The sequence below is a fragment of the Lysinibacillus sp. EB271-A1-10B genome, from assembly GCF_058791335.1.
In genome coordinates this window covers 20,754-32,924 of the sequence record NZ_JBYTDL010000007.1, presented here as the reverse complement: position 1 = coordinate 32,924, position 12,171 = coordinate 20,754, and the positions used below count along the sequence as shown (strand labels likewise).

At 36.4% G+C, this 12,171-nt stretch carries 11 protein-coding genes and 1 riboswitch; all 11 genes read left to right on the top strand.

Annotated elements, in window-relative coordinates:
* Positions 1–221 precede the first annotated feature (221 nt).
* The 11 genes from AC3WSK_RS11580 (at position 222) to AC3WSK_RS11530 (ending at position 11,936) form a co-directional block, all read left to right on the top strand.
* Complete coding sequence (locus tag AC3WSK_RS11580) at positions 222–578, top strand: arsenate reductase family protein (protein ID WP_079561462.1); 357 nt, start codon at positions 222–224, stop codon at positions 576–578.
* A 90-nt stretch (positions 579–668) separates the two neighbouring features.
* Complete coding sequence (gcvH, locus tag AC3WSK_RS11575; RefSeq protein WP_079561463.1) at positions 669–1,049, top strand: glycine cleavage system protein GcvH; 381 nt, start codon at positions 669–671, stop codon at positions 1,047–1,049.
* A gap of 199 nt (positions 1,050–1,248) precedes the next feature.
* Complete coding sequence (locus AC3WSK_RS11570; RefSeq protein ID WP_079561464.1) at positions 1,249–1,590, top strand: toprim domain-containing protein; 342 nt, start codon at positions 1,249–1,251, stop codon at positions 1,588–1,590.
* 16 nt (positions 1,591–1,606) lie between these two features.
* Complete coding sequence (locus tag AC3WSK_RS11565) at positions 1,607–1,909, top strand: thioredoxin family protein (RefSeq protein ID WP_079561465.1); 303 nt, start codon at positions 1,607–1,609, stop codon at positions 1,907–1,909.
* 62 nt (positions 1,910–1,971) lie between these two features.
* A riboswitch (SAM riboswitch) is annotated at positions 1,972–2,077 on the top strand.
* Between the two features lie 263 nt (positions 2,078–2,340).
* Positions 2,341–3,369, top strand: a complete 1,029-nt coding sequence (locus tag AC3WSK_RS11560; protein ID WP_079561466.1) for a methionine ABC transporter ATP-binding protein — start codon at positions 2,341–2,343, stop codon at positions 3,367–3,369.
* Positions 3,359–4,027 carry a methionine ABC transporter permease gene (locus tag AC3WSK_RS11555; RefSeq protein ID WP_079561467.1) on the top strand — a complete coding sequence of 223 codons (669 nt, stop codon included), beginning with the start codon at positions 3,359–3,361 and terminating at the stop codon, positions 4,025–4,027. Before AC3WSK_RS11560 ends, AC3WSK_RS11555 begins: the two co-directional genes overlap by 11 nt.
* A 96-nt stretch (positions 4,028–4,123) precedes the next feature.
* Positions 4,124–4,981, top strand: a complete 858-nt coding sequence (locus tag AC3WSK_RS11550) for a MetQ/NlpA family ABC transporter substrate-binding protein (protein WP_427484751.1) — start codon at positions 4,124–4,126, stop codon at positions 4,979–4,981.
* 433 nt (positions 4,982–5,414) lie between these two features.
* A complete protein-coding gene (locus AC3WSK_RS11545) occupies positions 5,415–6,299 on the top strand; it encodes a response regulator (RefSeq protein ID WP_079561469.1) in 885 nt (294 codons plus the stop codon).
* Entirely contained in the window at positions 6,296–7,342 is a 1,047-nt protein-coding gene (locus AC3WSK_RS11540; RefSeq protein ID WP_427484754.1) for a HEAT repeat domain-containing protein, read from the top strand. Before AC3WSK_RS11545 ends, AC3WSK_RS11540 begins: the two co-directional genes overlap by 4 nt.
* Positions 7,339–8,763: a glycosyltransferase family 2 protein gene (locus AC3WSK_RS11535; RefSeq protein ID WP_079561471.1), complete on the top strand. Its 1,425-nt coding sequence runs from the start codon at positions 7,339–7,341 to the stop codon at positions 8,761–8,763. Before AC3WSK_RS11540 ends, AC3WSK_RS11535 begins: the two co-directional genes overlap by 4 nt.
* A complete protein-coding gene (locus AC3WSK_RS11530; RefSeq protein ID WP_492412382.1) occupies positions 8,760–11,936 on the top strand; it encodes a hypothetical protein in 3,177 nt (1,058 codons plus the stop codon). Before AC3WSK_RS11535 ends, AC3WSK_RS11530 begins: the two co-directional genes overlap by 4 nt.
* The last annotated feature ends 235 nt before the right edge of the window (positions 11,937–12,171 follow it).

The window sequence follows — 12,171 nt, the reverse complement described above, 5'->3', positions numbered from 1 at the left end:
TGCAGCGAAGCGGCTCATCGGACGCTCCCAGGAAGCTCTGCGCGAAAGCGAAGCGTCAGCGGCAAAGCGCCCAGCCGTAACGGAAATCAACCCCACGATATGGAAGGAATAAGTTAATAATTGTTTCATTTTGGTTCGTAACGGTTATGATGGTATACTACAGAAAATGAGGGATACACTGAAAATGTAGTTCCTAAAAATGATAGTAGAGGAGCCTTTAAATGACGATTCAATTTATTCAATATCCGAAATGTACTACTTGTAAAAAAGCACAAAAATGGCTAAATGACAATGGAGTTTCATATGAAGATGTACACATTGTCGAACAACCGCCAACAAAGGACGAACTATCAAACTTATGGCAAGTAAGTGGACTACCTTTAAAGAAATTTTTTAATACTTCTGGTATGAAATATCGCGAGCTTGGCTTGAAAGATAAGCTTGCTGAAATGACTGAAGTGGAGCAACTTGAACTGCTTGCTTCAGATGGTATGTTAATTAAACGTCCAATTGTAACTGATGGGAAAAAAGTTACGTTAGGGTTTAAAGAATCAGATTTTGAGCAAGCTTGGAAATAACCGCTTTTAATCGCTTTTAATCTTGTTTTTATGAAAGAAGTATGGCACACTGAAAGTGAATATATTACATATTTATGGAGGGGTTTTTGCATGAACACACCTAAAGACTTACGTTACTCTGAAGAGCACGAATGGGTTAAAGTAGAAGATGGAAAAGTACGTATCGGTATTTCTCATTTCGCACAATCTGAACTTGGAGATATCGTTTTCGTTGAACTTCCACAAGTTGGCGACGAAATCAAAACAGATGATCCATTTGGTAGCGTAGAATCTGTAAAAACAGTTTCTGAATTATATGCACCAATCTCAGGTACAGTAGTTGAAGTAAATGCAGATTTAGAAGATAGCCCAGAATTCGTTAATGAATCACCATATGAAAAAGCATGGATGATCGTTGTAGAGCCTGCTGATGCATCAGAAGTTGAAAAGCTTATGACAGCTGAGCAATACGATGAAATGATTGCAGAATAAGACAAGCTTATAAGACAAGCCTGTAATAGAAAAACGTCGGAAACTACCGACGTTTTTTATTATCTTCATCCATTCTGCCATCATAGTGGATGAGGGTGAATGCCAGTATATTCCCTTAACAATAGGTGTCTAACAGTATCAATGACAAGATTTATTGATATAATAATGATAAGGGATATGTCTAAACGGGGGTGGCGTTATGTTCGAGGGGAAATGCTTAATTGTCGAAGGCCGTTCGGATAAGCTTCAAATTGAACCTATTTTAAATGAACATGTTAAAATACTTTGCACGAATGGTACAATTGGTGTGCATCAATTAGAAGAGTTACTTGATCCATATGAAGGCTGTGAGCTTTATACATTTTTTGATGCAGATACATCGGGTGATAAGCTACGAGCATTAATGGACAGACATTATCCAGAGGCCGAGCATTTACGTACAATGCCAACATATAAGGAAGTAGAGACAACTCCGAGAAAGGTGTTAGCGGCGATTTTGCTTCGTGCACATTTCTCAATCCATAATGAATATATTTTGTAAGGTTGCGTGAAAAAAGATGGAAGAATGGTCAAAAGAGCAGTGGGACGTGGCTATCCAGTCTGGTGAAAAGGCTGCTTTTTATTTATATACACCAATGTGTGGAACGTGTGTAGTTGCATCGAAAATGATGTCGGTTGTTGAACAATTGCTGCCACAGCTACAGATTGGTAAAGCGAATATTAACTTTATTGAGCAAATCGCTTATGAAAATAAAATTGAAAGTGTACCGTGTTTACTTGTATGTGAAGGCGGAAAAGTGACGGAGAAGGTTTATGCCTTTCAATCCGTACCGTATTTATACGAATTGTTAAAAAAATAAATTGACTGGACTTTACTCACGTGGTAAAGTACGAATATACTAAAAAATATAAATATATCGAACTCTTATAAAGAGCGGCTGAGGGAAGTGCCCTATGAAGCCCGGCAACCATCACAAAAGTGAAAAGGTGCCAAATCACCCAAAGATTTTATCTTTGAAAGATGAGAGAACGGTTCAACGTATAAGTTACGTGACCCCTTCTACTTGTCTATAGTTGAAGGGGTTTTTTACTTCTTTCAGCCGCTGAAATAGAGGAACTCAGTCTAAGAACGCCACATCCTGTGGCAACGACTGAGTGACCAACGTCATGTTGGCCTAGAGCCTCCGGCGGATGTCATGGAATCGAAAAGGATTTCTTTGTGCCAGCACAAAGCCGATTCCAGACGCAATTATGCCGAGGCACAATTGATATAAGAAAAGGAGAATTCGCTATGATTCAGCTTCAAAATATTACGAAGAAATACAAGACCTCGAATGGCGAATTAACAGCAGTTAAAGACGTCAACCTTTCTATCGATAAAGGTGAAATTTATGGCATTATCGGCTATAGTGGCGCTGGTAAAAGTACAATGATTCGTTTGTTAAACGGTTTAGAAAAGCCTACATCTGGTACGGTAACGGTTAACAATCAAGAATTTTCATCCATAAAGGGGCAAAAGCTTAGAGATGCTAGACAAAAGGTCAGTATGATTTTCCAACATTTCAATTTACTTTGGTCTCGAACTGTTGCGGAAAACATTGCTTTCCCACTAGAAATCGCAGGTGTTCCAAAGGCAAAACGTGAGGCACGTGTGAAAGAATTGATCACACTAGTTGGCTTAGACGGACGTGCTAAAGCGTATCCATCACAATTATCGGGGGGACAAAAGCAACGTGTAGGCATCGCTCGTGCACTTGCTAATAATCCAGAAGTATTGTTATGTGATGAGGCAACATCCGCACTCGATCCGGAGACAACAGATGCTATCCTAGATTTACTTGTCGATATTAATGAACGACTAGGTTTAACGATCGTGTTAATCACACATGAAATGCATGTTATTCGTAAAATTTGCCACCGTGTAGCGGTTATGGAAGCTGGAGAAATTGTAGAACGTGGTGAAGTATTACAAGTATTCCAAGCGCCACAAGCGGACATTACAAAAAAATTCGTTTCTCAAATTACAGATACGAAGGAGACACAGGAAACTGTGGCACAAATTAAAGCAAATTACCCTAATGGACAACTTGTAAAGCTAATATTTGTAGGAGAAAAAACAGAGCAGCCTGTCATCTCACATCTTGTAAAACAGTGTGATGTAGAAGTAAGTATAGTACATGGTAATATTTCGCAAACAAAAAATGGTGCGTACGGTACACTTATTGTACAAATTGAAGGCACAGAGTCGAATGTTGCAGCTGCACTTAGCTACTTGCATACAGTCGAAGTACAAACGGAGGTGATTGCCAATGCTAACTAATTTCTTTCCGAATGTCGACTGGGAAAAAATGTGGGAAGCTACGTATGAAACGTTGTATATGACAACAATCTCTACGGTGATCACATTTATACTTGGATTAGTAATTGGGATCTTATTGTTTTTATCAAGTCCAAACCAACTATGGGCCAATAAACTGGTGAACTTTTTAACAGGCTCAATCGTTAATATTTTCCGTTCGATTCCATTTATCGTTTTGATTATTTTATTAATTCCATTTACGAAATTTTTACTCGGCACAATTCGTGGCGCAGATGCTGCTTTACCGGCACTAATTATCGGAGCTGCACCATTTTATGCGCGTATGGTATTAATTTCATTGCGTGAAATCGATAAAGGCGTTATTGAAGCGGCTCGTTCAATGGGTGCTAAAACGTCAACGATTATTTGGAAAGTTTTAATTCCAGAATCGTTCCCAGCGCTTATTTCTGGTCTTACTGTAACGGCTGTAGCACTTGTTGGCTATACTGCGATGGCAGGTATTATCGGTGCAGGCGGTCTAGGAAACTTAGCATTCTTAGATGGTTTCCAACGTAATCGCCAAGATGTAACTTTAATGGCGACTATATTAATCTTAATAGTAGTATTTATTATTCAATGGATTGGCGACTTAATTACAGCCAAAACAGATAAACGCTAAAAAGAAAAAAGCGTATCTCGCTACGAACATCAAAAAAGTTATTTCGGTTTTATGCCGCTAACATATTTTAAATTAGTTAAAAGGGAGTGCAATAAAATGAAGAAATTTTTAACAGGATTATTTTTATCAGTATTAGTATTAGCCTTAGCTGCTTGTGGTGCTGGTAAAAAAGATGATACAAACTCAAACGCATCATCTGGTGATAAATCAGACAATAAAGAAAATGTAACATTAACAATAGGTGCTTCTAATACGCCTCATGCGGTTATTTTGGAAAAAGCAAAGCCAGCTTTAGCTAAAGAAGGTATCGATCTTAAAATTGAAACGTATCAAGACTATGTATTACCAAACCAACATTTAGAATCAGGTGAACTTGATGCAAACTATTTCCAACACCTACCTTTCTTAGAGCTTAGCATGAAAGAAAATGGCTACGACTTTGTAAATGCTGGTGCCATTCACATTGAACCAATCGGAATTTACTCTAAAAAATATAAAACTCTTGAGGATCTACCAAAAGGTGCAACAATTTTACTTTCTAGCTCAGTTTCAGACCACGGTCGTATGCTTTCATTGTTAGAAGCTAAGGGCTTAATTAAATTAAAAGATGGCGTTGATAAAACAGCAGCAGAAATAAAAGATATCGCAGAAAACCCTAAGAACTTCAAATTCGATGCAAATACAGCTCCAGAAATGCTTGTACAAATGTATGAAAATAATGAAGGCGATGCAGTTTTAATTAACTCGAACTTTGCAATCGATAACAATATTAATCCATTGAAAGATGCAATTTCTCTTGAAGATAAAGAATCTCCTTATGTAAATATTGTAGCTGTACGTGCTGGTGATGAAACAAAACCAGAAATTAAAAAATTGATAGAAGTATTAAAATCTAAAGAAATCCAAGACTTCATTATTGAAGAATGGAAAGGCTCAGTTGTGCCAGTTAAATAATTTATTTAAAGGGGTGTGTAAGTATAAAACTTACATACCCTTTTTCTTGTTATCGAAAGAATTGAATAATAAACAAAGGCTGATTTTCACTCCGATTTGGCGCTGACAGGATGAGTCGACAAGCTGGAATAAAATAGTGTTTTTTGTAGTTTGAAAGGGTATGTAATTTAAAAGATTACATACCCTTTCTTCTTATTATAAAAAGGCTGTCTTTTATCAGAAAAATATAACTTTTTGTCAGGAGAGGTATTATTCTGTAGTTTATAACAAAAATATAATAATATTTTAAAAGTGATCGATTTACCAAAAATTTTGTATAGAAATTGTTTAGTCATATTTATTACTATAGTTGTTGTGTTTATAAATCAAAAGAATGATAGAAAAATAACGAAGAAGAATAAAATGCTTCTTCCATCAACTGGAGTGAACACAAATGAATAAATTAATCGTTGCGGAAGATATCATGCAGGAGCATGAGGTGAAGGGTTATTTTGAAATTTTGCGTGAGAGTGTTATTCGTTCGCGTCTAACAATGACTGCAGTCTTTTTTAAAGTAGCGAATTCCTCACAAGGAACTGATATAGAACGTAATCAAGTGAATCATCAAATTTCAGCTTTTTTAAAATCTAAAATACGAAAAACAGATTTACTTTTCCAACTAGCAGATGGCATGCATTGGGGGATATTTTTTCTGCAAAGTAGTGAAGTAGAGGTAAAAGCATTTTTAAAGCGGATTTTCGCAATTCTAACGCAAGAAAGGGAATTTCAACAAATAGCGTTAAAAGCTTCCGTTACTGAAATAAGAAATAATAATGTTGATTTTGAAACATTGTTAGAGAAAAACAAGCACAAACTAGCAGATGAAGAACAGCCGACTTGGTCAGTAGAACAGGTTACAGATTATCGTGTACAACCGACGGAGCAAGTAAAGGTTAGCATTATTGAACAAAATGAAATCTTTAGAAAAGTGCTAGAAACGACACTCGAAAATTTAGACATTCCTCATTATACTTTTGACGTGTCGACCTATGAAGATGGCTATGATTTTTTACAGTCCGATAACTATAAATCTGGCCATATGCATTTAGTTTTGATGAACGATATTTTACCACGTAAAAATGGCTTAGAAATTTTGCACGTTTTGCGAGAAATGCCGAATGAGAAAAAGTTCATCATTTATATGATGTCAGAACGAAACTCAGAGGGTGCAACACTGAATGCTTATGAAGGTGGCGTCGATGAATATATCGTAAAACCATTTAATTTACGTTTGTTAGAAGCAAAAATTAAGAAGACTTTTGCGAGGTTTTGGCTATGATCAAGCTGTCGATTCCTTTTCTTTTAACGGTCAGCGGTATTTTATTAACAGTTCTATTTTTATTTACGATCTATATACTTGTTCAGCGCAAGCGGGAGATTCGTTTTGCAGAAGTGCGTGATACTTTTTTACAAAACTCTTCACAGCAATGGTACAACTATTTAATCAATGATGAAATTTTCTCTATAGTGCTTGTACCCCGAGAGAGAGCTCAAGTAGCAGCTATAGAAATAATCTTTTCATCTTATTTGAAAAATATAAGCAATGAGAAAGTTGAACACAAAATAAAAGAGTTTTCTAATCTCTATTTAAAAAAGTATTATGAAAAGGATTTGACCAGTAAACGATGGAGCATTAGGATGAATGCTTTATATCATATTGCTGATTTACAGATAGAGGATTTATTAGAGACATGTCTTCAATTCGAAAAAACCAAAATTTCGGAGGAGGAATATTTTCAACTGTTAAAAATATACTCTCTCTTCCAACCAGAATTGTTTATCGAAAAAATTAAAGAATCGAACATTCATTATTCTGAAAGCGAATATAGAAGAGTATTTGTCTTGTTAGAGGATGACGTATTTATTCGATTATTTGAAGACTTTAATAGCTGGACAACAAATATCCAATTTGCTGCAATTGATACTGCAGCTGTAAAAAGAAATATACAATACATTGATCGGTTAAAACAGCTATTAACGCATGAGGTTCCAGAAATACAAATAAGAGCATTAAAAGGTCTTTATGAAATTGGTGTAATTGATGAAATCGATCCTTATGTTCCATTTGTGACATCAGATATGTGGGAAATAAGATTAATGGTTGCGAAAATCTTTAAGCATGTACCTCTAAACTATACCTATGCTTATTTAGAACAACTTCTTCAAGATGAAAATTGGTGGGTTCGCTCACAGGCTGCTAAAACAATTGCTGAAAATAGAGATGGAATTGCGAAATTACAGCAATTTATGGAATCCTCAAATGACCCATATGCAATTGACATGGCTCGTGAAACAATCGTCAGAAAGCGAGGGAACAAATGAAAGTATTTTTAGATTTTTGTATGTGGTTCTTTGGTGGATTTATTCTATTTTATATGTTGTTCGTTATTGTTTCGTATTGCGCCATGTTTGTTATAGCCATGTTAGTTATGCGAAAACGCTATAAATTAGACCCCTCAGAGTATGATGATGCGCATACAGATGCCTTTTACTCAAAACCAGTATCCTTATTAGTTCCTGCTTACAATGAAGAGATTGGCGTTGTAGACACAGTCTATTCATTGTTGAATTTACGATATCCACAAACGGAAATTATCATTATTAATGACGGGTCTACTGACTCTACACTACAAACCGTAATCGAGCATTTCCGAATGAAGCCCGTTGATAAAATTGTTCGTACACATATCCCTACAAAACAAGTTAAACAAATTTATGAATCTGAAATCTATAAAAATTGTATTTTAGTAGATAAAGAAAATGGTGGTAAGGCAGATGCATTAAATGTTGGTATTAATGTATCTCAATATCCATATTTCTGCTCTATTGATGGTGATTCAATCTTAGATGAAAAATCATTGCTTCGTGTGATGAAACCGATTGTTTTATCTGATGGTGAAGTGATTGCGGCAGGAGGAAATATCCGAATTGCCAATGGCGCAAAAATGCAGCTTGGTTCCGTTACTGAAACACACTTATCAAATAATTACTTAGTGATCATGCAAATAATAGAATATGCGAGAGCCTTTTTAATGGGGCGAATAGCTTTAAGTAAATACAATCTTGTGCTTATTATTTCGGGAGCATTTAGTGTGTTTTCGAAGGAATGGGCTGTGGAAGCGGGCGGTTATTCAACGAATATTATTGGAGAAGACATGGAGCTCGTCGTGAATATTCACCGTTTGATTAGAAAGAAAAAAGAAAAGAAACGTATAGAATTTGTTCCAGATCCTGTATGCTGGACTGAAGCACCTCAGTCATTAGGGGTTTTGCGAAACCAGCGTAGACGTTGGCATCAAGGATTATTTGAAAGCCTATGGAAGCATAAGACGATGACGTTGAATCCTAAATATGGCTTAATAGGCATGCTTTCATTTCCATACTTTTGGCTAGTAGAATGCCTAGGACCACTAGTTGAGCTAGGTGGTTATATTTATATCGTAGTGGCATTTTTCTTAGGGGAAATCTATTATGAAGTAGCCATAATCCTGTTACTTCTTTTCGTTATTTATGGGGTAATTTTTTCAATAGCTTCTATATTATTCGAAGCATGGATTTTGAATACTTATCCGAAACCGAGAGAGCTACTACGCATGATACTTTTAGCATTTACTGAAATTTTCTGGTATCGACCACTCACTCTTTTTTGGCGCTGTGAGGGATTGCTCCGGTTTGTGCTAAGAAGAAGCGATTGGGGTAATATGAAGCGTGTCGGCATCGGTGAAAAGGAGAAAAGTGTATGAAGCGTATATATATAGGAATTATAGTCGTTCTAATTCTCATTATAACACCTATAGCATGGTGGTATTTCAGCGATGAAAAACCACTCAATGTTGCGATTCTAGATAAAACGGTTCCGAATGAAACTTATCGAGAGCATTTAGGTGTGAACTGGTTTTTAAACCATTATAAATACACAATCGATGAGCATCCGTATGATATACAAAAAAATTACTATGGTACGCTTCCGAATGATAAAACGAAGAAAGTGTCGGAAAAAAAGTTTCCGACTGACTATAGTAATTATGATGTTATTTATTTGGCTGATACGTACGGGGTTTATAAGGATGATTTAGATGAAAAAAAGCGCTTAGGTAAACGTTCAGAAAAAATTGTAGGCGGCTTGGAAATGGATGAATGGCAGTCTATAGTAGATCGTTTAGCAAGCGACAAGAAAAGTATGTTGATTGCTGAATACAATACATTTGCGTCACCAACGTCAGTGGAAGTTAGAAAAGAGTTACAGGATTATTTAGGAATTTCATGGTCTGGATGGATTGGGCGATATTTTGATGAGCTTGATTATCATAAAAATACAGAAATTCCACAATGGGTTATAGATGAACATGGTGATAATTGGCCATACAAAGGCGGAGGCTTTCTTCTATTTAATGAAATTACAGAAAAGCTCATTGTGCTAGAGTTGGACAAGCATGTTAACACAGAAGGTATTCAAGTGCAATTTACTGAAGAAGGGAAAAAGTTCTTCAACACCTCTGCTCATGCAGAATATGGCTATTGGTTTGATATTATCACACCTAAATATGCAGAGGATGCTCTCGCTAATTATGAATGGGACTTAACAAAAGAAGGGGAAAAACTATTAGAGGACAACGATATTCCACAGCAATTTGCGGCAATCGTTTCACAGGATAAACGCTACACGACAAGCTATTATTTTGCAGGAGACTTTAACGATATGTCCCAGGTACCAACCCTTTACAAAATAAAAGGATTACCGACCATTTATAAATATGCTGAGAAATATGCAGATAGTTCATTTTATTGGTCAATCTATATACCGGTCATGCATAAAATTTTTGAAACGTTTGAACAAAAAGAAGTTCAAGAAAACGTTAATCATGACAAATTAAATTACAACGCACGTATTAAGGGCGAGTCATTTGAAATCTTACGAGATGGAAAATGGGAGCCGATAGTCTTTAAGGGCGTTAATATCGGTATGGGTAAACCAGGAGCATTCCCTGGTGAGGCTGCTATTACAGAAGAAGAGTACTATCGATGGTTCCGTCAAATTGCTGAGATGAATGCCAATACGATTCGTGTATATACATTACACCCGCCAGGTTTTTATCGGGCACTTGCAAAATACAATGAAGAACATCCAGATAAACCACTGTATGTATTGCATGGTGTATGGATTAACGAAGAAGGCTTGGTTGATTCATTAGATGCCTATGATGAAGCTACTCTAAAGGATTTTCAACTTGAAATGAAACGAATGGTAGACGTTATCCACGGTAATACTTATGTGAAGCCAGTAACAGGGCATGCCTCAGGATTATATGATGTGGACGTTTCAAAATATGTAATAGGCTGGGTGCTAGGAATCGAATGGTATCCACATATGGTTGTTGGTACGAATGAAAAACACGCTAATATAGGCGAATATAATGGAAAGTACTTTGAAACGAAAAGTGCTTCACCATTTGAGCATTGGTTAGCAGAGCAAATGGATCTAATTACTGTTTACGAGAAGGATAAATATAATTGGATCCGTCCAATGAGTTTCACAAACTGGGTAACAACCGACTTATTAGACCATCCATCTGAGCCTTCTGAGGATGAGGATTTGGTAGGCGTAAATCCAAATGTCATCTATACGAAAGGTGAGATGCAGGCACCAGGTCAATTTGCTTCCTATCATGTTTATCCTTATTACCCTGACTTCTTTAACTACGATCAAAAATATTTAAATTATAAAGATTTCCGGGGCAATAAAAATAGTTATGCAGGATATTTAAAAGAACTACATGAGGCGCATAATATGCCTGTTCTTGTTGCGGAATTTGGAATACCTGCAGCTCGTGGTATGACACATGAAAATGTTTATGGCTGGAATCAGGGCCATATGTCCGAACAGCAGCAAGGTGAAACGTTACAACATTTATATGAAGATATTATGCATGAAGGCTTGCTCGGAGGTCTTGTCTTTACTTGGCAGGACGAGTGGTTTAAGCGGACGTGGAATACGATGGATTATGATGATCCAAACCGTCGACCGTTTTGGTCTAATGCACAAACAAATGAACAACAATTTGGCGTACTAAGCTTTGATCGATCTAAAGTAAAAGTAGACGGCGATACAAAGGAATGGAAAGGTACACAAATGTACAATACCTCACCTTCTGACTCAACAGATTTTGCTGTCGATTATGATGAAAGATATTTGTATCTCAAATTAAAAAGTGATGTTTTAGAACAAGCCTCACCTCGTATTTTACTTGATGTAGTACCAAATCAAGGGAATACTTCAGCTACATCCATAAAAGATATGACGTTTTCAAATGGCGTAGATTTTATTGTGGAATTAAATAAAAGTGGAGACTCTCGAGTTGTCATAGATGAATACTATGATTTCTATGATTATTTTTACGGTCATAATATAAATCTGATTCCACCTCGTATGGCAGTTCCTACAAAAAATAGTGGTAAGTTTACTCCGATTTATTATGTGTTAAATAAACAACTGTACTTACCAGAGGAAGATAGAACTACCGACTTTAGTTATTATGAAACAGGGAAGCTGCTTCAAGGGAATGCCAATCCAAAAGCAAAAGATTATAATTCGTTAGTAGACTATACGTGGACGGATGATCATGTGATTGAGCTACGAATTCCTTGGCTACTAATCCAAACTAGAGATCCAAGCCAGCGTGAGTTTATGGGAGATTTATATAAAGATGGAGAGACAGCTTCGATGAAAGTCGATAATATTTATATTGGTGCGGTCTTTGTAGATAGAGAGGGCAAAGTTGTAAAATCTTTACCTGAGAAAAATGGCCAAGTCTTACCGAAACTCTCACCTTATACTTGGGAGCCATGGCAAACACCTAAGTATGAAGAGCGTTTAAAACAATCATATTATATTTTACAAAAATTATTTAAAGATTAATCAATTATGCCTCGGCATAATTGCGTCCGGAATCAGCTTTGTGCTTGCACAAAGAACTCCTTTACGATTCCGTGACATCCGCCGGAGGCTTTAACTTCTTTCAGCTGATGTTTGGACACCCGCTGAAAAGGGCTTAAAGCCACATTCATCTCATCATCTTTAGAGGTGGGAGATCTTTGCTGAAAGAAGTTACAAAGAGCTTAGGATAGGTGATTTTTTACCTATTCTAAGTTTT

Bases quoted from the DNA above. Each gene is read 5' to 3' on its own strand.
- AC3WSK_RS11570 (WP_079561464.1), top strand. From the start codon at position 1,249: ATGTTCGAGGGGAAATGCTTAATTGTCGAAGGCCGTTCGGATAAGCTT.
- AC3WSK_RS11580 (WP_079561462.1), top strand. From the start codon at position 222: ATGACGATTCAATTTATTCAATATCCGAAATGTACTACTTGTAAAAAA.
- gcvH (WP_079561463.1), top strand. From the start codon at position 669: ATGAACACACCTAAAGACTTACGTTACTCTGAAGAGCACGAATGGGTT.
- AC3WSK_RS11555 (WP_079561467.1), top strand. From the start codon at position 3,359: ATGCTAACTAATTTCTTTCCGAATGTCGACTGGGAAAAAATGTGGGAA.
- AC3WSK_RS11545 (WP_079561469.1), top strand. From the start codon at position 5,415: ATGAATAAATTAATCGTTGCGGAAGATATCATGCAGGAGCATGAGGTG.
- AC3WSK_RS11550 (WP_427484751.1), top strand. From the start codon at position 4,124: ATGAAGAAATTTTTAACAGGATTATTTTTATCAGTATTAGTATTAGCC.
- AC3WSK_RS11535 (WP_079561471.1), top strand. From the start codon at position 7,339: ATGAAAGTATTTTTAGATTTTTGTATGTGGTTCTTTGGTGGATTTATT.
- AC3WSK_RS11530 (WP_492412382.1), top strand. From the start codon at position 8,760: ATGAAGCGTATATATATAGGAATTATAGTCGTTCTAATTCTCATTATA.
- AC3WSK_RS11565 (WP_079561465.1), top strand. From the start codon at position 1,607: ATGGAAGAATGGTCAAAAGAGCAGTGGGACGTGGCTATCCAGTCTGGT.
- AC3WSK_RS11540 (WP_427484754.1), top strand. From the start codon at position 6,296: ATGATCAAGCTGTCGATTCCTTTTCTTTTAACGGTCAGCGGTATTTTA.
- AC3WSK_RS11560 (WP_079561466.1), top strand. From the start codon at position 2,341: ATGATTCAGCTTCAAAATATTACGAAGAAATACAAGACCTCGAATGGC.